The 23,391-nt window shown below is 41.5% G+C and carries 26 protein-coding genes; 23 read left to right on the forward strand and 3 right to left on the reverse strand.

Annotated features, from left to right (window positions below; genetic code table 11):
* The first annotated feature begins 4 nt into the window (after positions 1–4).
* The 9 genes from rfbA to FR7_RS04085 all read left to right on the forward strand — a co-directional run bounded on the left by rfbA (position 5) and on the right by FR7_RS04085 (position 8,217).
* Entirely contained in the window at positions 5–880 is an 876-nt protein-coding gene (gene rfbA, locus FR7_RS04045) for a glucose-1-phosphate thymidylyltransferase RfbA (protein ID WP_007952162.1), read from the forward strand.
* Positions 881–885: 5 nt separating this feature from the next.
* The gene (gene rfbC / locus FR7_RS04050; protein ID WP_007952170.1) at positions 886–1,440 is read left to right on the forward strand and encodes a dTDP-4-dehydrorhamnose 3,5-epimerase; all 555 of its coding nucleotides are present in this window, start codon (positions 886–888) and stop codon (positions 1,438–1,440) included.
* A gap of 91 nt (positions 1,441–1,531) precedes the next feature.
* Entirely contained in the window at positions 1,532–2,353 is an 822-nt protein-coding gene (gene rfbD, locus FR7_RS04055; RefSeq protein ID WP_007952173.1) for a dTDP-4-dehydrorhamnose reductase, read from the forward strand.
* A 68-nt stretch (positions 2,354–2,421) separates the two neighbouring features.
* Positions 2,422–3,804, forward strand: a complete 1,383-nt coding sequence (locus FR7_RS04060) for a mannose-1-phosphate guanylyltransferase/mannose-6-phosphate isomerase (protein WP_007952175.1) — start codon at positions 2,422–2,424, stop codon at positions 3,802–3,804.
* Between the two features lie 259 nt (positions 3,805–4,063).
* Entirely contained in the window at positions 4,064–4,897 is an 834-nt protein-coding gene (locus tag FR7_RS04065) for a transporter substrate-binding domain-containing protein (RefSeq protein WP_007952181.1), read from the forward strand.
* 78 nt (positions 4,898–4,975) lie between these two features.
* On the forward strand, positions 4,976–5,662 hold the full coding sequence (locus tag FR7_RS04070) for an amino acid ABC transporter permease (protein ID WP_007952187.1): 687 nt from the start codon (positions 4,976–4,978) through the stop codon (positions 5,660–5,662).
* 4 nt (positions 5,663–5,666) lie between these two features.
* Positions 5,667–6,401 (forward strand): amino acid ABC transporter permease, encoded by a 735-nt coding sequence (locus FR7_RS04075; protein ID WP_007952188.1) that lies wholly within the window; start codon positions 5,667–5,669, stop codon positions 6,399–6,401.
* Between the two features lies 1 nt (position 6,402).
* Positions 6,403–7,155 (forward strand): amino acid ABC transporter ATP-binding protein, encoded by a 753-nt coding sequence (locus FR7_RS04080; RefSeq protein WP_007952189.1) that lies wholly within the window; start codon positions 6,403–6,405, stop codon positions 7,153–7,155.
* Positions 7,156–7,191: 36 nt separating this feature from the next.
* Positions 7,192–8,217, forward strand: a complete 1,026-nt coding sequence (locus tag FR7_RS04085) for a 1-aminocyclopropane-1-carboxylate deaminase/D-cysteine desulfhydrase (protein WP_007952190.1) — start codon at positions 7,192–7,194, stop codon at positions 8,215–8,217.
* Positions 8,218–8,302: 85 nt separating this feature from the next.
* Here FR7_RS04085 and FR7_RS04090 read toward each other — a convergent pair whose 3' ends face one another.
* Positions 8,303–9,640 (reverse strand): ATP-binding protein, encoded by a 1,338-nt coding sequence (locus FR7_RS04090; RefSeq protein ID WP_007952191.1) that lies wholly within the window; start codon positions 9,638–9,640, stop codon positions 8,303–8,305.
* Positions 9,641–9,903: 263 nt separating this feature from the next.
* On the opposite strand from FR7_RS04090, the gene FR7_RS04095 reads away from it, so the two are divergent.
* The 5 genes from FR7_RS04095 to FR7_RS04115 all read left to right on the forward strand — a co-directional run bounded on the left by FR7_RS04095 (position 9,904) and on the right by FR7_RS04115 (position 12,396).
* Positions 9,904–10,560: a Uma2 family endonuclease gene (locus FR7_RS04095; protein WP_237769495.1), complete on the forward strand. Its 657-nt coding sequence runs from the start codon at positions 9,904–9,906 to the stop codon at positions 10,558–10,560.
* Between the two features lie 98 nt (positions 10,561–10,658).
* On the forward strand, positions 10,659–11,081 hold the full coding sequence (gene mntA / locus FR7_RS04100; RefSeq protein WP_007952193.1) for a type VII toxin-antitoxin system MntA family adenylyltransferase antitoxin: 423 nt from the start codon (positions 10,659–10,661) through the stop codon (positions 11,079–11,081).
* Positions 11,074–11,487, forward strand: a complete 414-nt coding sequence (gene hepT / locus FR7_RS04105) for a type VII toxin-antitoxin system HepT family RNase toxin (RefSeq protein ID WP_007952194.1) — start codon at positions 11,074–11,076, stop codon at positions 11,485–11,487. The genes mntA and hepT overlap by 8 nt, the downstream gene beginning before the upstream one ends.
* Before the next feature lie 220 nt (positions 11,488–11,707).
* Positions 11,708–11,956: an AbrB/MazE/SpoVT family DNA-binding domain-containing protein gene (locus tag FR7_RS04110; protein ID WP_007952195.1), complete on the forward strand. Its 249-nt coding sequence runs from the start codon at positions 11,708–11,710 to the stop codon at positions 11,954–11,956.
* Positions 11,947–12,396 (forward strand): type II toxin-antitoxin system VapC family toxin, encoded by a 450-nt coding sequence (locus tag FR7_RS04115; RefSeq protein WP_007952197.1) that lies wholly within the window; start codon positions 11,947–11,949, stop codon positions 12,394–12,396. Before FR7_RS04110 ends, FR7_RS04115 begins: the two co-directional genes overlap by 10 nt.
* A 166-nt stretch (positions 12,397–12,562) precedes the next feature.
* Here FR7_RS04115 and FR7_RS04120 read toward each other — a convergent pair whose 3' ends face one another.
* Complete coding sequence (locus tag FR7_RS04120) at positions 12,563–12,985, reverse strand: hypothetical protein (RefSeq protein WP_007952198.1); 423 nt, start codon at positions 12,983–12,985, stop codon at positions 12,563–12,565.
* Between the two features lie 226 nt (positions 12,986–13,211).
* Here FR7_RS04120 and FR7_RS04125 point away from each other — a divergent pair, with 226 nt between their 5' ends.
* The 5 genes from FR7_RS04125 (at position 13,212) to FR7_RS04145 (ending at position 18,729) form a co-directional block, all read left to right on the forward strand.
* Positions 13,212–14,594 (forward strand): phosphohexomutase domain-containing protein, encoded by a 1,383-nt coding sequence (locus FR7_RS04125; protein WP_007952199.1) that lies wholly within the window; start codon positions 13,212–13,214, stop codon positions 14,592–14,594.
* 313 nt (positions 14,595–14,907) lie between these two features.
* Positions 14,908–15,825: a UTP--glucose-1-phosphate uridylyltransferase GalU gene (gene galU, locus FR7_RS04130; RefSeq protein ID WP_007952200.1), complete on the forward strand. Its 918-nt coding sequence runs from the start codon at positions 14,908–14,910 to the stop codon at positions 15,823–15,825.
* Positions 15,826–15,940: 115 nt separating this feature from the next.
* Positions 15,941–17,416, forward strand: a complete 1,476-nt coding sequence (locus tag FR7_RS04135) for a glucose-6-phosphate isomerase (protein WP_007952201.1) — start codon at positions 15,941–15,943, stop codon at positions 17,414–17,416.
* Between the two features lie 88 nt (positions 17,417–17,504).
* Positions 17,505–18,188 (forward strand): response regulator, encoded by a 684-nt coding sequence (locus tag FR7_RS04140; RefSeq protein ID WP_007930130.1) that lies wholly within the window; start codon positions 17,505–17,507, stop codon positions 18,186–18,188.
* Between the two features lie 61 nt (positions 18,189–18,249).
* Positions 18,250–18,729, forward strand: coding sequence for a hypothetical protein (locus tag FR7_RS04145; RefSeq protein WP_007930133.1), 480 nt, complete (start codon positions 18,250–18,252; stop codon positions 18,727–18,729).
* Positions 18,730–18,897: 168 nt separating this feature from the next.
* On the opposite strand, the gene FR7_RS04150 is transcribed toward FR7_RS04145, so the two are convergent.
* Positions 18,898–19,455, reverse strand: coding sequence for a hypothetical protein (locus tag FR7_RS04150; protein ID WP_007952205.1), 558 nt, complete (start codon positions 19,453–19,455; stop codon positions 18,898–18,900).
* 157 nt (positions 19,456–19,612) lie between these two features.
* Between FR7_RS04150 and FR7_RS23775 the strand changes: the two genes are divergently transcribed.
* From FR7_RS23775 to FR7_RS04165, 4 genes are all read left to right on the forward strand, one after another.
* Positions 19,613–19,777 (forward strand): hypothetical protein, encoded by a 165-nt coding sequence (locus FR7_RS23775; RefSeq protein ID WP_007930140.1) that lies wholly within the window; start codon positions 19,613–19,615, stop codon positions 19,775–19,777.
* Between the two features lie 136 nt (positions 19,778–19,913).
* Positions 19,914–20,270 carry a demethoxyubiquinone hydroxylase family protein gene (locus tag FR7_RS04155; protein WP_237769496.1) on the forward strand — a complete coding sequence of 119 codons (357 nt, stop codon included), beginning with the start codon at positions 19,914–19,916 and terminating at the stop codon, positions 20,268–20,270.
* A 23-nt stretch (positions 20,271–20,293) separates the two neighbouring features.
* The gene (locus FR7_RS04160) at positions 20,294–21,130 is read left to right on the forward strand and encodes a family 1 encapsulin nanocompartment shell protein (protein ID WP_007930143.1); all 837 of its coding nucleotides are present in this window, start codon (positions 20,294–20,296) and stop codon (positions 21,128–21,130) included.
* Between the two features lie 324 nt (positions 21,131–21,454).
* Positions 21,455–23,350 (forward strand): ABC transporter ATP-binding protein, encoded by a 1,896-nt coding sequence (locus FR7_RS04165; protein ID WP_007952208.1) that lies wholly within the window; start codon positions 21,455–21,457, stop codon positions 23,348–23,350.
* Positions 23,351–23,391 lie beyond the last annotated feature (41 nt).

Consider the following 23,391-nt stretch of genomic DNA (forward strand, 5'->3'; position numbering starts at 1 on the left):
AGGGATGGCAGTAACTAAAGGTATTATATTGGCGGGTGGGTCAGGAACACGTCTTTATCCTATAACTAAATCTATTAGTAAGCAATTAGTACCAGTATATGATAAACCTATGATTTACTATCCGCTGACTACTTTAATGCTGGCAGGGATTCGTGATATTTTGGTGATTACTACACCTCATGAGCAGGAAAGTTTCCGCAGTTTGCTAGGAGGTGGCGAACAGTGGGGAATTCATCTATCCTATGCGGTGCAGCCAAGTCCAGATGGGTTGGCTCAGGCTTTTCTAATTGGGGAACCGTTTATTGGTAATGATCCATGTGCCCTTGTATTAGGGGATAATATATTTTATGGCTATGGTTTTAGTAAAAAACTTCAGCAAGCTGCACAGCAGGATATGGGAGCTACGGTGTTTGCCTACTGGGTGAGAGATCCTGAACGTTATGGAGTAGTGGAGTTTGATGGAGATGGACATGCTATAAGTTTGGAAGAGAAACCTGAGATGCCAAAGTCCCATTATGCCGTAACAGGATTATATTTTTATGATAAATGTGTAGTGGACTTTGCTAAATCACTAAGTCCATCAAGTAGAGGAGAATTGGAAATTACTGATTTAAATAAATTATATCTGGAGCAAGATGCACTTAGAGTTGAAACCCTGGGGCGTGGATATGCGTGGCTGGATACTGGTACTCATGATTCTTTGCTGCAAGCAGCCAACTATATTGCGACGATACAGGAACGACAAGGATTAATGGTGGCATGTCCTGAGGAAATAGCCTATAGGATGGGTTATATATCGCGTGATGATTTGCTTAGTTTAGGAGATGTTATGAATAAAAATGGGTATGGGAAATATTTGTTGCAACTAGCTGGGGAGTGAGTGTAGTGAAAGTTATTGAGACAAATTTACCAGGTGTAGTTATTATAGAGCCTAAAGTATTTGGTGATGCCCGTGGATTTTTTCAGGAAACTTGGCAACAGAAAAAATATGAAGAGATTGGGATTTGTGAGAGTTTTGTTCAGGATAATCTATCTTTTTCAACGTACGGAGTTCTTAGAGGACTTCACTATCAGCAACCGAATACTCAGGGAAAGCTAGTGTCAGTTCTACAGGGAGAGGTATTTGATGTGGCTGTAGATATACGTGTAGGTTCTAAGACTTATGGACAGTGGACAGGTGCAATGCTTTCTGGAGAAAATCATCGTCAATTGTGGATTCCACCTGGATTTGCCCATGGATTTTGCGTAATGAGTGAAACCACGTATTTTATTTATAAATGCACAGATGCATATACACCACAAGCTGAGGGCGGGATTATTTGGAACGATCCAGACATTGGTATAGAGTGGCCATTGAAAGATATCCTCTTATCAGAAAAAGATCAAGTATATCCTAGACTTAAAGATATTTCTGTTGAACGTTTGCCATTGATCAAGTAACATAAGCTGCCCTTTAGTTACCACCCCTCATGAGAGGGGATTTTTCTATAGATTGTATCCTACGATTTATGAATTAAGGAGATATACGATTGTGAAAATACTTGTTACAGGAGCTAATGGACAATTAGGAAGAGAAATTGCTATACAAGGGCGTGGACATGAACTGATATTAACTGATTCTGATACTCTTGATATTACAAATGGAGAGGATGTTAAGTCATATTTTTTAGCTATAAAGCCTCAGGTGGTCATTCATTGTGCAGCTTATACCAATGTAGATGGAGCCGAAACTGATTTTGACGGCGCATTTCGTGTCAATGTCGTAGGAACACAAAATATTGCAGCCGGATGTCTAGAAGTAGGAGCACGTATGGTGTATGTAAGCACTGATTATGTATTTGATGGGAAGAATCAGGAAGCATATCGTGAATTTGATCAGGTCAATCCGCAAAGCGTCTATGGTCGTACAAAGTGGCAAGGAGAAGAGATGGTGCGGCAGATTCTCAGTCGTCATTTTATTGTGCGTACAGCTTGGTTATATGGTGATGGCAATAATTTTGTGCGAACAATGCTAAAGTTGGCGGAAACGAATGATACATTACGTGTCGTACATGATCAGCTGGGAACGCCAACGTCGACAGTTGATCTTGCGCGGGTTATCTTTCTCCTCCTATCAAGTAATGCGTATGGTACGTATCATGCTACTTGCCAAGGACAGTGTTCTTGGTACGAATTTTCCTGTGAAATTTTTCGACAAACTGGCAAAAAGATTACAGTTGTGCCTGTAACTACTTCTGAATTTCCTCGCCCGGCGAAACGCCCTATCCGTTCTGTTTTGGATAATCATATGTTGCGTATGACAGTGGGAGATCCAATGAGAGAATGGCAGGATGCGTTGAAAGAATATCTTTGAAAGATAAGAGAAGGAGACATCGACCTAAATATAAAGATTTAGATAATAGAGAAGGGAGAATTTCACTTTTGAAAATTATCATTTTAGCAGGTGGTGGAGGTACACGTTTATTCCCGCTATCCCGCACCTGCTTTCCAAAACAATTTATGAAGCTAGGTGCTGAGCGATCTTTGCTGGCACAGACGATTACTCGTTTTATGTCTGTAGCCAAGGTAGCGGATATGGTGATTGTCACCAATCAGGAATATATTCATCATGTTAAGGCAGAGTTAGCTGCTTGTGGGGCGATGGACGCTCATATTATATTAGAACCTGTAGGCCGTAATACGGCCCCAGCCATTGCATTGGCGGTCAGGTACTGCATTGATGAATTGAGTGCTGGGGAAGATGAAGTGATGTTTGTGACACCTTCAGATCATATCATTCGTCAAAATGATCTTTTTATCAAGTCTGTAAGGCAGGCTGAAGAAATGGCCCAGGAGGAGAATATTGTCACCTTTGGCATAAAGCCTGATAAACCTGAGATTGGGTATGGGTATATTGAAGCTGGTAAGGCGTATGGATATGGTTTTTCTGTGAAATCCTTTAAAGAAAAACCGAATCAGGAAGTCGCCGAGGAATATGTAGCAGCAGGACGATATTATTGGAATTCTGGCATGTTTGCTGTTACCATGGGGCAGATCATGAGAGAGTTTTCTCTTCACCAGCCTGAGATTTATCAATTAGCATCTACTAACTATGCTGATGCATTAGCTGAGTTTGAAAACATGCCTAATATTTCAATTGACTATGCGGTGGCAGAAAAATCAGATAAAGTAGTAACTATTCCCTTATTGGCCTATTGGAATGACATTGGATCATGGGATGCGATTTATGATGTGTTAGACAAGGATCAAGATGGAAATGCTGTCAAAGGTGATTGCATTCCCATTGATTGTACGAATACACTCATGTTAGGACGCAGTCGTTTGATAGCTGGCATTGGTCTTGAGGATTTGCTGGTAGTGGAAACAGATGATGTCATTGTAGTAGCTAAGAAAGGTGAGTCCCAGAAGGTTAAGGATTTAGTTAATGAATTAAAAGATCGAGGACGACGTGAGGCGGATGAACATACGACGATGTATCGTCCTTGGGGAAGCTATACAGTCCTTGGTGAAGGACCTGGGTATAAGATGAAGAAGATCATGGTGAATCCTGGGCAGCGCCTCAGCTTACAAATGCATTATCATCGCAGTGAGCATTGGATTGTGACTGGTGGTACGGCGGAAGTGACCCTTGGTGATGACGTAAAGCTGGTTCATGAAAATGAAAGTATCTTTATTCCTCTATCTACAAAGCATCGTTTAGAAAATCCAGGGCGGATACCATTGGAGATTATCGAGGTGCAGAATGGTAAGTATTTAGAGGAAGACGATATTATACGTTTTGATGATGAATACGGAAGAGTGTGACGATTACACCAGTTATGAAATTGATTCTAAATTTTGCTCATTATAGTTGACAAGAAGAAACTTATCACCTACAATAGTTCTAAGCTGATTGGGAAAACCAAAGGCATAGAATCTCTATGAAGATTAGAGATTCTATGCCTTTTTGCTGTTTATTAAGAACAATAAGGGGGGAATAAAGAACAGGGATAGTTGTCTTTGGAGAATTTTTTAAAAATTTCTATAGCTATAAAAATAATACATATTGTTAGGAGTGTTCAAAATGGAAAAACGTTTTTCTACTTATCTTTTATCTGGTATATTAGCAGGGGCTTTGCTGCTTGCAGGTTGCTCCAGCCAAAAAAGTGCGGATCAGGCTTCCGGAGCAGCGGCAAATGATACAAAGCAGGTTAGGCAGGTGCTCGTTGGAGCTGGATCTACATTTGAACCTTATGCATATATTGACAAGAATAACCAGCCCGCAGGCTATGATGTAGCAGTTTTAAAGGAAATCGATGCAAGGCTTCCACAATATGAGTTTAAATTTCAATCCATCGAGTTGAAGAATCTCTTATTGAGTTTGGATGCAAAGAAAATCAATATTGCGACACAGCAGTTTGAAAAAAATCCGGACAGAGAGGCAAAATATCTGTTTACGAATGAAGGTTTTGCAAATTATGATAAGAGAATTGTTGTAGCAAAAGGACGCACTGATATTAAAACGATTGATGATTTAGTCGGTAAACGAGTAGGCTGCTCACAGGGAAGCAATACAGCAGCTCTCCTGGAAAAATACAATCAGGGGCATGATAAAAAGATTAATATTGTATATACAACCGGTGGAGCCAGCGTGGTATATGATGATCTTGTCAACGGCCGATTGGATGCAGGGGTTATGACTAAGAAGACATTTAACCGTAACAATGAAGCTTTTGGCGGTGGATTGGGAATTATCGAGGACGGTTTATTCAGCCAATCACAGGCATACTTTATTCTCAGCAAAAATGAGGTTCAGTTGAGGGATGATATTGATAAAGTTTTGAAAGAAATGAAAGCAGACGGAACTCTATCCAAGTTGTCTTATGAGTATACAAATACGGATTATAATGTGGAATAAGGATACGATTTTCAGTGAAAAATGGAATCCTAGTGAGTAGTGATGTGTTGATAAATAGGAAAGGAGGGGGATGAAGAAGTGGGAAGCCTATTTGATATAAAGCTGGTTTTTGAATATTTCCCTGCCATTATATCCCGCTTTCACATTACATTGCTGATCGTAGTATTTTCTATTACTGTAGGCATGCTATTGGGATTGCTGATCGCAGCCATCCGCATTTACAAGATACCTGTACTCAGCCATATTGCCGTAGTCTATGTATCTTTTATTCGTGGAACGCCGGTTATCATCCAATTATTTATTGTCTATTATGGGCTGCCGCTTTTGCTGGATGAAATTGGAATTAACATTAACCATTGGGATAAATTGTACTTTGTTTTAGCCGCTTACGGATTCAATAATGCGGCGTTTATATCAGAGATTATTCGTTCGGCTATTGTAAGTGTACCCCAGGGACAGCGCGAGGCGGCTTATTCTATTGGATTAAGCAGATGGCAGGCACTTCGCCGGGTTATATTACCACAGGCATTTTTGATTGCCTTTCCTGTTTTTGGAACCCGTGTTGTGAATACGTTTGAATCTACATCCCTTGCCTTTACTCTTGGTATTTTAGATATGATCGGTCAGGCCGAGGCCATTGGAAATCGTACTTATCATGAATTGGAAGGCTATGCTGTGGTTGCAGTTGTCTTTATCGTAGTAAGTCTGCTATTGGAAAAAATGTTTTTGCGTACTGAAAAAAGGTTGATTTTGAATAGGAGGTGATGGCATGATTTTTGATTTTCAATATGTTGCTGCATCCCTCAAAGTTGCTGTGAAATACATTCCTACGACACTGGTGCTGTCGGTACTTCCCCTTTTAATCGGGATCGTTGTTGGCACATTGATTGCTGTATGCAGGAGATTTCGTGTAAGAATCGTAGCAAAACTGGCAGATATTCTGATTCCAGTAATCAAGGGAATTCCGTTGGTGCTGCATCTGTTCATTATGAATTTTCTAATACTCAAACCTCTTGATTTTTTGGCCAAATGGTACGGATGGGCAGATGCTTTGCGGTTTATGGATAAAACATATATCGGTATTGTTGCCATTTCCATCTATGCAGTGGTTGTTATATCGGAAACAATGCGCAGTGCTTTACTGTCAGTGGATGATGGGCAGTATGAAGCTGGTTATTCTGTTGGACTTACCAGATGGCAGACGCTGCGACGGGTGGTTCTGCCCCAGGCGTTTCCCTTTGCAGTTCCTGTTTTGTGCAATAACTTTATCGGACTCATTAAAGGATCTTCGATTGTATATCTAATCACGGTTGTGGACGTGATGAATGGGGCTTTAACCTCTGCCCAGATCAATTATCGTTTCTTGGAAGCGTATATCGCTGCAGCGATTATTTATTGGGTGATGTGTCTGGCAGTGGAAAGGGTTTCCGTTATGTTGGAGAAACATTTGAAAAAATATCAGTATAGGGTGCAGGAAAATAATTTAAGAAGAGAGGTGTTATAGTTTGATTCAGTTAAAGGGTGTTCGCAAGTCCTTTGGGAAAAATGAAGTGCTTAAGGGTGTTGACTTGAGTGTAAAGAAGGGGGAAGTTGTTGTCGTCTTAGGTCCAAGCGGCTCAGGGAAAACCACATTACTACGCTGCATTAATTTTTTGGAGGCGGCAGATGACGGTGAATTAACGATCGGTGATACGAAAATAAGCTTTAAGCATGCCACCAGTAAGGAAATTCTAAATGTCCGCAGACAAACAGCCATGGTTTTTCAAAATTACAACCTTTTTAGCAATATGACTGCCTTGGAAAATGTGATGGAAGGACTTGTTACAGCCAGAAACGTTCCGGTTGCCCAGGCAAAGGAAATTGCAAAAAAAGCACTTGATAAGGTTGGGCTTACCGATAAATATGACTCTTTTCCATTGCAACTTTCCGGTGGACAGCAGCAGCGCGTGGGCATTGCCCGTGCGGTTGCGCTGAATCCGGAAGTGATTTTGTTTGATGAGCCTACTTCTGCATTGGATCCGGAACTGGTTGGCGAGGTGCTTGCCGTTATGCAGAAGGTTGCACAAGATGGAATTACGATGGTGGTGGTGACCCATGAAATGTCTTTTGCAAACGATATTGCCAATCACATTGTGTTTATGGATGAAGGAGTAATTGTCGAAGAAGGAAGCCCGAAGGAGATTTTTGCTAATCCAAAAGAGGAGCGCACAAAACAATTCTTGGAAAGAATTCTGCCCAGATGGAGCTTCTCAATTTAAAATATCCGAATGATACAATTCGGAGAAATCAGGTGCATGATGGAAAATGTTAATCAGCTCAGAAAAAATCTGCATGAACTGGCAAAAGTACAATTGGGGTTTTATCCGACTCCTTGTCATCGTTTGGATAGACTTTCTAAGCGGTTGGGAGTTGAAATCTATCTCAAAAGGGAAGATGTATCGGGGTTTACCCCTTTTGGCGGCAATAAAATTAGAAAGCTTGAATATCTGCTGGGAGATGCATTGGAACAGGGATGTGATCATGTGATTACTTTTGGGGCAACCCAGTCCAATCATGCAATGCAAACCGTTGCAGCCTGCAGGAAATACGGTTTAACTCCCATCTTATTTTTGCGTAAAGTAATTACTCCAGATAGCCAATTGCGAGCTAATTTACTGCTAGACACTATAATGGGAGCTGAACTTCATATTGCAGACAGTCGTGAGGAAGCAGAGGCGGCAGCAAAGGTAAGGGAGCAGAATTTAGAAGAAGCAGGACATAAATGTTATGTGATTCCAGGCGGTGGGGCAAGCGCTGTTGGTTCGATTGGATTTATTGATGCGTTTCTGGAGCTTTCCGAACAGCTGCTGCAAAATAACATCCAGCCCGACTATCTGTTTCACGCTACCGGGTCGGGAGGCACGCTTTCTGGACTACTTGCAGGGAAAAAGATACTGGGTGCTTCTACGAAGATTGTTTCCGTTGCGGTTGGAGAGAAAGATGTAGAGTATCCGGCTAAGATATTACAGCTTTCCAGTGACACATTGGAAAGAATCCGTTTTGATTTTTCTTTAACGGAAGATGATCTTGCTATAGAACATGACTTTTATTTGCCAGGATATGAAATTCCGAATGAAGAATCTTCGGTGGCTATCCGATTATTGGCGGAGACAGAAGGTATTTTATTAGATCCGGTTTATACGGGAAAAGCGTTTTCCGGATTATTGCATGGTATCCAAAGTGGAAAAATACCAAAAGGCAGTACGGTTGTATTTTTGCATACAGGAGGTTCCTTAGCCTTGTTTGCCGAAAAGGAGATCGTGGGCGATTGGCTGACCTGACGAACACACCTGTCACTGCGTGCCACCCCTCTCTAGGGGGGAATAAAAAATAATGGGCAAAGTCGAAAGAGGACTTTGCCCATTATCATGTCAATTGGCTTGTCGATGGGGACAGTTCCGAGTTTAAAATTGAAATTAATACATTCATTGCATACAATGGTACATTTGCAAGCCAATCTTCTTTTCTATAATCAGACATTGATGTTCGAATTGCGTTTTTAGGATTATATTTTAAGCAATAGTTTTTGAGACTTTTGGCTTGCAGGTTTTCTGCTGCTTTTACCTCAAGAGGGACAACATCATTGCCATGTTGGAATATAAAATCAATTTCACCTGTAGATCGTTTTGCTGACCAATAATATGGTTTTATCTCACTATTTGTTATTAATTGCTGTAAAACATACTGTTCCGTTAATGCGCCTTTAAATTCTTCAAATATTTGGTTGTTTTCCAGTATTGATTTTAGGCTTAGGCCGCTCATAGCAGAAAGCAAGCCAACATCAAGTACAAACAGCTTAAATGCATTAAAATCTTGATAGGCCATTAGTGGCATATCAGGTTTTGACACGCGGCTAACCTTATAGATTAGCCCGCAATCAATCAGCCACGTCATAGCAAGCTCATATTCTCTTGCCCTTGCTCCTTGTCTGATGAGCCCATAGATAAATTTGCGGTTTTCTTTTGCCAGTTGTGAGGGAATCGAAGTCCACAGCATTCTAATACGCGGTACAGTTTCGTTAGGTGCATGTTTTGAGAAATCTTGTTCATAGGCCATTAGTATTTTATTCTGGATCTCGCGGGCAGTGGTAAAATCGTTATTTGCAATAAAGCGGGATACTACCTCAGGCATTCCACCAATATAATAGTACTGCTTTAGCAGGTCAATATATTTTCCCTTGAAGCTGGTTACCATCTCAAAATCATTGGATTTCAAAAGTTCCACAAGGTTATCATTACCTGTTGCTGTCATGAATTCTAAAAAATCAAGCGGATATAACGTCATGAAATCTACTTTGCCTACTGGAAAGGATGTTCCTGGGTGCAGCGCAACTCCAAGCAAGCTTCCAGCAGCAATGATATGGTAATCAGGTGCATTTTCACAAAAATATTTAAGCGAGGTTAATGCTCGCGGAACTTCTTGAACCTCATCAAATATGATCAGTGTATTTTTAGCTTCAATCGTGATGCCTGTTTCGATTTGCAGGGCGGTTATGATTCTTTTTATATCTATGTCACCTTTAAACAGGCTTTCCATTCTTTCGTTATTATCAAAGTTGATATATGCACATTTCTCGTAGTGTGTTCTGCCAAATTCGCGCATCAGCCAAGTCTTGCCGACCTGCCTTGCTCCCTTTATAATAAGCGGTTTTCGATGGGAACTGTTTTTCCATTTTATTAAATCATTGATTGCGGTTCTGATCATAACAGCACCTCTTTAGAAATAATTTTCTTAATTATAGTGCATTCGCACGCATAAGTCAAACGACTTTTAGTGAAAATATCCGTTAATGCAGTTGAGTTTAAGGTAAAATGAGAACTGAATGAGCAGATGGAACACACCCTGTCACTGCGTGCCAACCCTCTCCAGAGGGGAATAGTGAGGTTAAAGAATAGCCTATGTTGATGCTATGTCGATAGGGATGGTATTTGACGACACTGCGAAAGCCAAAGACAAGGTAAGCTTCAATGGACCAATCATGGTTGTTATATTTAAGATATTATTGGTATAATAATGATAAGGAATTCGTGGAGGTGCTGACGATGGTATTAGCAGTGAAAAATAAGGGTATTTCCTATACATATGCTGATTATTTAGACTGGGACGATGGTCAACGCTGGGAATTAATTCATGGAGTAGCATATAATATGTCGCCAGCTCCATCTAGGAGGCATCAGGAAATATCACAAACTTTATCACGGAAAATTGGCAATTATTTAGATGGCAAACCATGTAAAGTATATACTGCGCCTTTTGATGTTCGTTTGCCTCTGGATGGTGAAGATGATAAGAGCACAGGTAATGTCGTGCAGCCTGATATCGTGGTGATCTGCGATAAAGAAAAACTGGATGATCAAGGATGCATTGGTGCACCGGATTTCATTATTGAGATTTTGTCACCTGGTACTGTGAAACTGGATATGGTAATTAAATTGCATTTATATGAGAAGGCTGGAGTCAAGGAATACTGGCTGGTACATCCCACAGATCACACTGTTACGGTGTTTAAACTCGGAGAAGATGGTATGTACGGTCGGTATGAAGTGTATGATCATTCCGAGCAATTGTCGGTAGGGATATTTTCTGATTTGGTATTAGAGTTGAGTGAGATTTTTGCTGAATAGTGAGATTGAAGAATAGATGGGGACTTTCATATAGTGTTTTGAAGGTATTGTTGGTATAATAAGCAATATAGTCGAGTGGATGTGAGGCGGTGTAAATCATGACAAAGAAAAAGCTTCAAATTGAGTTGATTCAAAGGTTGGGAGATTTTTTTGCGGAGCGTCAGGATATTATGTTTGCTTGGTTGTTCGGTTCTTATGCTACTGGTTTGACTACTCGTTTTAGTGATATGGACATTGCTGTTTATGTTGAGGATCATACGGTATTGACAGATATGGATTGGTATTTGCAATTAAAGGCAGATCTTATGGAGCTGGTAAACAAAGAAATTGATCTGGTGGTGCTAAATAATGCTAAGCCTTTAATTAAACATACAGCAAATATGCAAAAAAAGGTACTTTTATCGCGCAATGCATTGTTTGAAGCAGAATACTCCTTGCGGGTTGTTAAAGAATACAATGACGTGAGATATTGGGCGCGCTATTCTAGGCAGCATTTATTGAGAGGAAACAAGAATGGTTAAACGGGACGTCTTAGAGCGAAAATTATATCAAATTGAAAAGTCACTACGAAAAATACAAGTTTATACTTCACTGAATTATGATGAATTTATCAGTCATCCAGTTGCCAGAGATGTAGTAGAATATAACCTCTTCATCATTATTAATTGTATGATTGATATTGTAAATCATATTGTAGCTGATGAGGAGTTAGGGGAAATTGATATGCTATCCGATGGTTTTCGAATTTTGTCGGATTATGGATATTGGACAAGAATGCAGGGTGCTATCTATATTAAAATGGTAGCATTTCGTAATATGATAGCGCATCAATATGTAGATATAGATGCAAATGTGGTATATATGATTTTACAGGAAAAATTAAAAGATATTGGAACGTTCAAGCAGCAAATTATCGATAGAATTTAATATCTCTAGGGGCATTATCGATATTGGAAATAACGAGAGGGGCTACCACACTAGTTTAGTGCGGCAGTCCCATTCTTTGATATGGAGGGGGTTTTATTTTTAGATGGGTATTTACTTTATGAGTGTAATTCCAACTGAAATAAAAAAAGTTATACTATATTGTATATTGGTAGGAAAATGAATATAATAAGTATAGAAAGAACAATAGGGGGTATGTACCATGTTTGGTGTGAGTGCAGAAGTAAAACTTGGAGATAAGAGTCAATTCGTTATCCCTGCTCGTATTAGAGAAAATGCGAAAGTTGGACCTGGTGATATACTAATCATGACTAGTGATCGTAATGGTCGTATGAGTCTCATTAAGAAGCCTGAAGATTGGGCTAAGGCTGCATGGGGGTGCTGCAAGGGGGCTTGGGGTGAGAAACCATTAGAAGCTTTGCAGAAGGAACGTGAGGATTCATGGGAATAACGAGTGATGAATTTTTAAAAGTCTATAAAAAAATAGGGTTTGATACCAACATTTTTATTTCAGTTTTTGCTCAAGAGCCACTAGGTGTGAGGGTTCTTCCTATCATCGATGCTGCGGGTAATAAAGAAACACATGAGATCTGGACTTCTGTACTTGCATTTTCAGAGTGTAGTGTGCGTCCTTACCGGGAAGCTAACTGGACTGCTCTTGACCAAGTCAAATTAATGTTTCAGATGCCCAATCTTACAGCTTATCATATTGATGAGGAGATTGCAGAAGAAGCAGCTAAATTGCGAGCTGCCTATAATGTCAAAATGCCAGATGCTCTGATTGTTGCTACAGCAATTGTTAAAGGGGCTGATGTTTTGCTCACTAATGATTATAAACTTTCAGCAATAAGAGAAATTTCTGTTGTGAGGCTTGACGAGTTGTGTCAATAGGGGAGGCACTATATTTTCCTACATAATTCAAACGACTTTTCGTATAATTATCCGTTAATACAGTTGAGTTTAGGGTATATGAGAACTGGATGAGCAGACGGAATAGTGAGGTTAAAGAATAGCCTATGCTGATATCATATCAACATAGGCTATTCTTTAACCTCACTTATTTTGCTTCTCGTAAGTCTAGAATTTCATTCCAATTCTTCACGGTTACCAATTCGATGGTTCGGATATCACGGCGAATGTACTTTATTTCTGATTCTACGCGGTCAATTTTTTTATCGGTTAGTTCCAGGATCTTCATAATATCCTGCTGCTGCTCACCAATAGCTTGCATAAATTCATCTTTTGTGACCATATTCGATTGAATATCAGAAACATCGAGCTTCAAAGTAGAGATATCTCCCTTTAGGGTGAAGACGTCATCTTTTAGGGTAGAGACATCTTCCTTTAGGGTTGAAACGTCGTCTTTTAGAGTAGAGACATCTTTCTTTAGGGTAGAAAAATCTTCTCTTAGAGTAAAGACCTCATTTTTTACGGATTTAACTTCGGTGAGGATTTCTTGTAATAACTTTTCAGTCGGCATTTGTGTCTTCTCCTTTTTTAGTAGTCTAGCACAAATTCCCGTAGAAGGGGGGAACGGAGGGGTAGCCTCATTGTTAATCACAGTGTAGCATAGAAGTATGGGAAGTTGCAATGGACATCCATAGAGCAGCAGGATAAGAATCATAATTTGGCGAAGTTGTATAACATATATTACTTTCTTTGGGAATAAAATGAAGATTGAATATAGGAAGAGGAGGGGCTTTCCAATGACACAGGATATTGTTATAAAAAGAGATGCCTTTAAGGCCTATGATATTCGTGGCAGGGTGCCTGATGAGCTCAATGAGGAAGTAACCTATCGCATTGGCTGGGCTTTTGTGGAGCTTTTCGATGCAAAGACTGTGGTAGTGGGGCGGGATGTGCGGTTGTCCAGCGAGAGTCTGACTAAGGCGTTAATAGAAGGTTTTACAGATCGGGGCTGTCATGTAATTGATATTGGTGTATGCGGTACGGAAATGGTATATTTCGCCACATCTCATTTAGGAGTGGATGGGGGAATCATGGTAACAGCCAGTCATAATCCTATGGATTATAATGGACTCAAGCTGGTACGTAAAGAATCAAGGCCGATTAGTGGTGATACAGGGCTGCGAGAGTTAGAAGACTGTGTAGTTACTGGAGATTTTTCACGGGAACAGTGTGCTGGTATTGCCAAGGGCACAGTGGAGCAGTATGATATTATGAAAGAGTATGTACAGCATTTGCTTACCTATGTGGATGCAGCAGTATTAAAACCGTTGAAAATCGTAGTAAATGCTGGCAATGGCTGCGCAGGACCAACGCTTGATGCATTAGAGAAGGTATTGCCTTTTGAGTTTATCAAAGTGTATCATGAGCCAGATGGGACGTTCCCACATGGAATTCCCAATCCCTTGTTAGTTGAGAAGCGGGAGGCAACAGCCAAGGCTGTGCGAGAAAGCGGTGCTGATTTTGGGATTGCCTGGGATGGGGATTTTGACCGCTGCTTCTTATTTGATGAACAAGGACAATTTATTGAAGGGTATTATATTGTTGGATGTTTAGCAGAAGCATTTTTAAGGCGCTGTGCCGGGGCGAAAATTATCCATGATCCGCGTTTAACCTGGAATACGATTGAATTGGTAAAGGAAGCTGGCGGTATTCCTATTTTGTGTAAGACCGGTCATGCCTTTATTAAAGAACGCATGCGCCAGGAAGATGCGATATATGGTGGGGAGATGTCAGCTCATCATTATTTTAGAGATTTTGCATATTGCGATAGCGGTATGATACCGTGGCTCTTAGTTGCTGAGAATATAAGTGTATCAGGCAGATCCTTGTCTCAATTGGTGGGAGCTCGTATGGAAAAATTCCCTGTGAGCGGGGAGATCAATCGAAGAGTCAAGGATGCTCAGATGGTGGTAGCAGAAATAGAAAAGCAGTTTGTAACCCCGGGAGCTGCTGTTGATTATACAGATGGATTAAGTATAGAATATGATGACTGGCGGTTTAATCTGCGAATGTCCAATACAGAACCGCTGATTCGTCTGAATGTGGAGAGCCGGGGCGATGCTTCTTTACTGGAAAAGAAAACGGCTGAATTATTAGCCGCTATTGAGAAGCTGGGGTAAGGAGGAAATGGACGAGTGACAGGGACGGACGGACACACCCCGTCACCGCGTGCCACCCCTCTCTAGAGGGGAATGGGAAAAACTATAGCCTCGGAATGTCATTGCGAGGAGGTACGACGAAGCAATCCCTCTGGGCGCAGAGATTGCTTCACTCTGTTCGCAATGACAAAAGAGCACAAAAATATGCTATTAATAACTCCCTTTGTGTCCTTTGCGCCTTTGCGGTTCAATTCGTTTTATATGTGTTATAGGATGTATCAGTGTTTTCCTGATACAGCACAATATGATTATCACAGCTAAGGATGGTGCTAAGATGAGAAAAGGACTGGGAAAAGTTCGCAAGGCGGTGATTCCGGCGGCAGGGATGGGGACAAGGTTCTTGCCGGCGACGAAGGCACAGCCTAAAGAGATGCTGCCTATCGTTGATAAGCCGGCGATTCAATATATTATTGAAGAAGCGGTTCAGTCAGGCATTGAAGAAATTCTCATTATTACAGGGAGAAATAAGCGTTCCATTGAGGATCATTTTGATCGGTCAGTAGAGCTGGAGATGCTGCTTAAAGATCAGGGCAAGTACGATTTGTTAAACTTGGTAGAGGAAATTGCTGACGTTACGATTCATTATGTAAGACAGAAGGAAGCAAAGGGACTGGGGCATGCTGTGTTATGTGCCAAACAGTTTGTAGGGAATGAGCCTTTTGCTGTGCTGTTAGGTGATGATATTATTGATGCCAGTGTTCCTTGTTTAAAACAAATGATGAGTGTCTATGATGATTGTTACGGTACTATTCTAGGGACGCAGGAAGTTCCTCTGGATAAGGTTTGTAACTATGGAATTGTAAAACCTGTGGAGATTAAGCAGAATGTTTGGCAGGCTGTGGATCTTGTAGAAAAGCCGGATATGTCAGAGGCACCATCTCGTTTGGCAGTGATGGGGCGCTATATTCTTCAGCCTGAGATTTTTGCTATCTTAGAGAATACTCCTCCTGGAAAAGGCGGAGAGATACAGTTAACGGATGCGATCCGTACCTTAGCAATTCAGCAGCATTCCGTGTATGCCTATAATTTTGAAGGTCGCCGTTATGATGTGGGTGATAAGCAGGGATATTTGGAAGCGACGATTGAATTTGCTCTGAAGCGTCCTGATTTGCGAGATGACTTTTTACGATATTTGATCAAAACTGTCGGTCCGCTGGTGGCAGGGAAAGATGGGAATGCAGGTTGTAAGTAAATAGTGGCTAAACACACCCCGACACTACGTGCCACCCCTCTCAAGAGGGGAATAGAAAAAGCGGCAATTAATAATGAATGGGAAGTGTACAAAAATATAGGGAGGTTGTTGTCTAATGAGTAGTAAAGAAGAAAGTTGTCTAACATTAGCCTCGGGTTTTTCCTTTGACTATGGTAATCTGTATGGAGCTGGTAAAGTAACTGCCAGTGATGTTGAAGAGTTAGCAGAAAAGCTGGCTGCTGCACAAAAGGCTGTTGAAACCATGCGGGCAACAGGCGAAGTTCGAGGACATTTGTCCAAAGACGGCACGCCGGAAAGAGTGTTATTTACCCAACTGCCTTATGTGGCTGAAGGTAACCTGAACTCTCCAGCATCCATTGCCAGGTTAAAGGAATTTGGCAGTTCTCTAAAAAACACAGTGGATGCTGTAGTGACCTTTGGTATTGGCGGCTCTTACTTAGGGAATAAGGTCTTATTTGATGTTCATTGTGGTGAGTTCTGGAATGCAAAAAGTGTGAAGGAACGCAATGGCTATCCGAAGCTATACTTTAATGGTAATAACATTGATGCGAGACGAACTGCAGATATGGTAGAGCATCTGATCGCAGAAGCCCGTCTGAAAGCTGTTCATGGTCAGCCTAATTCCTATAAAGTCGTCTTAGTGGTGATTTCAAAATCCGGCGGCACCCTAGATACCATGTCGACTTTCATGGTGATGTATGATGCTTTAAAACAACAAGAGCCATTGCTGAATATTGAAGTGGTAGCGGTAACCGATCCTGCGAAAGGTGAGAAGGCTACTTTATTGGGAAAATTAGCCGAGGAGCAAGGCTGGCCGACCTTTAGCGTTCCAGATGGCGTGGGCGGCAGATTTAGTATTTTCTCGGAAGTTGGTTTAGTCACTGCTGCCTGCATTGGCATGGATATTGACGCGTTCTTGGCTGGCGCACAAGCCATGGATCAGGCATGTCAGACTTCTGATATATACAAAAATCCGGCGAAATTAAATGCAGCCTTAAAGTTTATTGCTGCCGAAAAATACGGGCGGGACATTGAAGTGTTTATGCCTTATGCAGATTATTTAAAATCAGTAGCAGAATGGTATGTACAGCTGTTAGCTGAATCCTTAGGCAAACGTACCAGCCGTGAAGGAGCGGAAGTATTTTATGGCCGGACTCCAATTGTAGCTGTTGGAACAACGGATATGCATGCCCAGACACAGCAGCATCAGGATGGTAAGAAAGATAAGGTGGTTCAGTTTGTTAAGGTGGTTAAGTGGGAGCAGGATGCTGTGATTCCCGATGTTTTCCCTGCAGTCTCCAAGCTTTCTGAAATATCTTCTATCTATTTGAGCCAGGCTTTGGACGTAGCACGAGAGGCCAACGCAGAGGCACTAATCAATGACGAACGCTTTAATGCCACATTGATACTGCCTTCCTTAAATGCCTATCATTTAGGAGAATTGTTATATATGCTGGCATTGTCTGTTGCTTATGAAGGTGAATTGGCGAATGTTGATGCTTTTGATCAACCGGGGGTGGAAGCATATAAACGCCTAATGGGGCCTAGATTAAAGGCCTTAAAAAAATAAAGAAGATATTTCCAAAAAAATCCTGTTACTTGTAACAGGATTTTTACTATTTTTGGAGAATTTTATTACTGAAAGGTAGGCGGTAGCTATGGCGATTAAGATAGTGATTGCAGATGATCATGCCCTATTACGGCAAGGGATAATAAACGTGCTGAAATTAGAAGATGATTTTCAAGTAATTGGAGAAGCCTGTGATGGGGCAGAAACCGTAGAAAAAGCCATTGCTTTAACTCCGGATATCCTTTTGCTGGATATAAATATGCCCCGTATGAATGGTTTGGATGTTATAAAAAAAATTAATGAGCAGGAAAAAGCAATTAAAATCATTGTTTTAACTATGCATGATGACGAAAGCTATGTAATGGAAGTCATAAAATCCGGTGCTGTCGGGTATCTGTTAAAGGATATTGAACCGGGTATGTTAGTTACAGCCATTCGTACGGTATACGCTGGCGAATCATATATTTATCCAACCTTGGCAAAACGGATCTTTAATGAGTTTAGCCGTACGCAGCAGGAGAAGGAAAAAGAGAAGGTTAGTGAAGTTGTCAGGACAATCAGCCGTAGAGAAGAAGGCTTAACCTATAGGGAATACGAGGTGTTGCAAGGGGTATGCCGGGGACTGAGTAACCAGGAACTTGCTAAGAGTTTATTCTTAAGTGAGAAGACGGTCAAGAATCATCTTACGAATATATTCCGCAAGATCAGCGTAAATGATCGTACCCAGGCTGTGCTGTATGCTATAAAGCATAAACTTGTAATCTTAGAGTAAATCACCTTTCATAGCATTTTGCATATCATATCCTATCCCATGATAAAGGGGGTAGGATATTTTGTTTTTTTCCTATACAGCGAGTGTAATTTTGTTGTCCCTGGCTATGTATGGAATGTGGTATTGTATTCGTGATCTGTGGAAATGGTGGTTGGAGCCTCGTTTCGTGTCAGTTCCAAGCTGCAGCTTTTTAATTGTGGTAAGAAATTTAGATTACAGAGTGGAAGATCTGCTGCGTTATTTGGCCCAGGAAATTGAACGGGCAGAGGTAGATTGTGACATTGTCGTAGTAGATGTGAGCTCGGATGATTTTACTGCACTGATTTTAGAACGATTGGTCGGAGATATCCCGATTATGAAAGTGGTAATGTTTTCGGAGGAAATAAGACCGGTAAGTGATGCCATTGCCCTGTGCCGCGGCAGTGTAGTTCACGTCATGGACCTGGCACATCGCATGAGCATCGATGATTTTATGGTTGCCGTATGTGGCCTATTGCGTCAAGATTATCAAGACGTCATGCTCAAAAGAGCAGCGAGGTGAATGAGATTTACTGGAGACGATGGTTTAACCGCAGAGGCGCAGAGAACACAGAGAAAATATTTTAGTTAGTATATTACATATCCCCTCTCAGTGCCCTCTGTGTTCTCTGCGGTTAAAAATTCCTTCGTGTTCTTCGCCTTTTTCGCATCTTCGCGTTTAAACGTATTTTTATTCTTTCCCATTTTTCAACACCAAAATATCATAAATAATCTCCACAAGTTTCTGGGCAATGGGCATGAGATTGGGATGAGAATCCGATGACTGGGCGGTACAAGACATTGCTAGTTTGGCAGATTGCAAATGTTTTTTTACCGTAGTTGAGGTCCAATATACAGGAATGTCTGTATTTCCAGTTAGTGTTATGACCGCTTGATATGAAGTAAGATTTTTTTCAGCCACACCCATTACGGCATGATAATTAATATAGCCCGTACTCGTATCGCCTGCTACTTTGGGAATCCTTGTTTTCATAGGACACAGGACAAGTCCGGGAGCAATGGGCAGCGGCTGCAAAATCCTTTGACCGGTGGCAAGGATCGTGTGCTGTCTTAAGGCTGTAAGATCCATAGCGCGGCTATGGGCTAAACGTCGCAAGACGGTACGAATGGAAGCAGCAGTAGAAGTTTGTTTGCCGTCTGTCGTAATAATAGTAGTAGTGTCACCTTCCGAAGTATAATGGGGAAGAATGGCAGCAATATGATTAAAAATAGGTAATTTTTTTAACATAGGAACTCCTTATTATCGAACGTGTGTTCGATTTTTATTTTTATAATAACAAAATTTAGGTGAAATAACAAGAGTTTTACTGCAATGTTTTTTTGTATAGACAGCCCTATTATTTCACATACTTTAATAATATGAAGTGAATAAGGGGGAAATCCGATTGTTAAATGAGCGGGTTGATCATGGAGAAAGCAGTTATAAATGCACCCGATGCGGCGGGGTGTTTGGCTCTCATGATGAGAACATTGTACGCTGCCCTTTTTGCGACATGGTGTGTGATGAGGTGAAATGTCGCGTAATTGAAAGTAGTTATGAAGAATATTAATAAAAGTACAAAAGAATACAAGGAAAATCATGGGGCACGTCGAAAGGATAATCAAACAGACCCTTGGCTTACATGCGGCTTTTGGGAATTGTGGCGAAGGGTCTATTGTTAATTTTGGATAAGGAGTTGATGAATGATGGCTTATAGCAAAACGGAAAACAAAGATGAAAGTGGAAAAGATGCTGGCTTAGAGCAGGTAATCATTTGGCTGCGTGAAGATTTAATCGGAGAATTGGAAGCGATTAATCAGTATCAGGCTCACATTGACAGGATTGATAATGAGGAAGTTAGAGAACTGTTAGAGCATATTCGGGATGATGAAAAAGAGCATGTCGCAGAGATTACTCATCTCTTAGCCCGGATTGATGTCATTCAGCGGGAAAAATTCGCCGAGGATCACACTATGGCGCAAGAAGATCGTGTAGTAAGCGGATCTTCAAGCGATGCAGATGAGAAAGTTGCAACCATCGGTAATCTTTTCGGTAAAAAATAGGTTGAAAAGGGAGGAGAGATAGTATGGATATTTTAGATCGGGATTCAGCACCCTTGACGGAGACAGAATGGTCAAAGGTTGATGAGGCAGTTGTGAATACGGCCCGTCGCATGTTGGTAGGCAGAAGAGTGATTGAAGTGTTAGGGCCTATGGGTCCTGGAGTATATACGATTCCATATTCAATTTTTAGCGGCACTTCATCTACTGGCATTGATATGGTGGGAGAGCAGGAAGATTTTATCGTAGCCCCTAGTTCTCGTGCGACTACGAGTGTACCGATGCTCTATAAAGATTTTAGAATTATGTGGCGGGATGTAGAAGCCGATCGTCATATGGGATTGCCTCTTGATGTGAGCACTGCTGCGGTAGCTGCGAATTATGTAGCGGTTCAGGAAGATAATTTAATTTTCAATGGCAACAAAGAGCTCGGTCAGGTCGGATTGCTGAATGTACAGGGACGCAAAACTGTAAAGATCAGCAACTGGGATGAACCAGGCAGTGCTTTGGCTGATGCGGTAAAAGCCGTTAGTGCTTTGAGTGAGGCTGGACATTATGGCCCTTATGCTATGGTCGTGAGTCCCCTTCTCTTTGGTCGTATGGTACGGGTTTATGGCAATACTGGAATGTTGGAATTGGATCAGGTGAAGGCCTTAATTACTGGCGGAGTATATTACTCCAACACGATTAGCGGCAACAAAGCAGTAGTATTAGCTACTGGCGGTCACAATGTGAACTTGGCAGTTGGTCAGGATATGACTACTTCCTATATGGGAGCAGCCAATATGAATCATACTTTTAGAGTATTAGAAACAGCAGCTCTATTAGTACGTCGTCCTGATGCAATTTGTACGATTGAGTAGGGCAATAACGTTTTTTAACCACAGAGGCACCGAGGGTACGGAGGGGATAATTTCCTGTACCCCCGGTGTCCCTTTTTTATTAAGAAAGTATAAAAAAATGAACCACAAAGGCACAATACCGCTATCGCGGTACACAAAGGAGTGCACAAAAAATATAAATAATCCCCTTTGCGCCTTTGCGGTTCGATTCGTTTTATATGTTTTTACTTATCTTTCTGTTCTCTGTACCCCGTTTCTTTCTTCATCCCTTGCAGGTCCTATCTGTGCCGGGTATAATGTTATAAGAATAAGTACAGCCTTGCGGGGTTTGTTTGAGGTGGATCAATGGGAATATTACGAGTGGAAGGTTTACATAAAGCATTTGGTATTGAGACCTTATTTACCAATGTGGCGTTTGAGTTAGATCGCGGGGATACCATTGGGTTAATTGGTGCCAATGGAACAGGTAAGACGACGCTCATGCGCTGCTTACTAGGATTGGAAGCCATTGATGGTGGGCGCGTGGCAGTACCGGTCGGCGAGAACATTGGTTATGTGCAGCAGGATTCTACTTTGCATCAGGGAACCCTGTATGAAGAGTTATGCTCTGCTTATGCTGATATATTGGCTTGTCAGGATAAAATGCATGAATTAGAGCAGGCGATTGCAGCCGCAAAGGAGGATCATGCTCTAGATGGGTTGATGAAAGAATATGCAAAAGTAGTAGACAAATTCGAGCGGGGCGGAGGCTATGAATATGAAAACAATATTCGCCGCATTGCTTTTGGATTGGGCTTTACTGTGGAGGATTTCTCAAGGGGGATTGAGACCTTTTCAGGCGGGCAAAAAACTCGCATTTGTTTGGCGAGAGCCTTAATTCGCCAGCCTGATTTTTTATTTTTGGATGAACCTACGAATCATTTGGATATTGGAATGGTGGAGTGGCTGGAAGATTTCCTTATTGGATATCCAGGGGGTGTGCTCATCATTTCTCATGATCGTTATTTTTTGGATAAAGTGGTCAATCGGGTGATTGAGTTGGAAAATAAAGCCTTGACAGCTTATAAAGGCAATTATACTTCCTATATGCAGCAAAAAGCTGAAAACATGGCGGCGTTGGAAAATGCCTATGACAAGCAGCAGGATCATATTACGAAAACGGAAGCATACATTCGAATGTATAAGGCTGGGATTAAGTCCAAGCAAGCCAGAGGACGGGAGAAACAGCTGCAGCGCCTAGAGAGGATTGTATTGCCTGCCAATATTGCCCGTTTTGACTTTTTTGGTTTTAATCCGCCCAGCGAGTGTGCGGAGCGGGTAGCAGAACTGGAAGAGGCGTCTGCTGCTTATGGGGAGCGGAAGGTTTTTGAAAAAGTATCCCTCTTGATTCGGAAGGGGGATGGTGTGGCTTTAGTGGGGCCCAATGGGGCGGGTAAAACTACGCTATTGAAGCTGCTGACAGGTGAATTGACGCCCGCTAGCGGCAGAGTGAAGCTTGGCAGTAGGGTGAAGGTTGGTTATTTTTCTCAGGAACATGAAGGATTGAATGGGAAAAACCGAATTGTTGATGAAATCATGCATGAATATGGTTTTAGTGAAGAGCGGGCAAGGCATTATCTGGGAGCTTTTTTATTCCGGGGAGATGATGTCTTTAAGATTGTGGGTGAATTGAGCGGTGGCGAGAAATCAAGGCTGGCAATGCTTAAGCTTATGCTGACAGGAGCTAATTTCTTGATTTTGGATGAACCGACCAATCATTTGGATATACCTGCAAAAGAAGCAGTGGAGGAAGCGATTTTAAGCTTTCCTGGTACGTTTTTGACCGTTTCTCATGATCGATATTTTCTGGATAAAGTAGCAAACTGTATGGTGGAATTGGCGGATGGGAAATTAGAGGAATATGCTGGCAACTATAGCTACTATCGGGAGAAGAAGTTAATCCAGCAGAAAGAAGCCGCTACAGCCCAAGTGGCAATTACCAAGCAGGAATCCATTGTCAAAAAGAATGAGCGGCCGCGGCAGCGAAAGGCAGATCAAGACAAGAGTTTAAAGAACCAGCAGAAGCTGGAAGGTGAAATTGCCATGTTGGAATTAGAGATTAAAACCTTAGAGTACCGTCTCAACGATCCTAGCAGCCACGAAGATCAAGAGGCCAGTCAGCAATTGGCAGATGAATACAGCAAAGCCCAAACGGCTCTAGCTGAAAAGTACGATGCCTGGGTGGAGCTGACGGAGGAATAGAGTAGAAGAAGGAAAAAAGATGTGAAACGCGAAGGCGCGAA

Source organism: Pelosinus fermentans DSM 17108 (assembly GCF_000271485.2).
Classification (GTDB): domain Bacteria; phylum Bacillota; class Negativicutes; order DSM-13327; family DSM-13327; genus Pelosinus; species Pelosinus fermentans.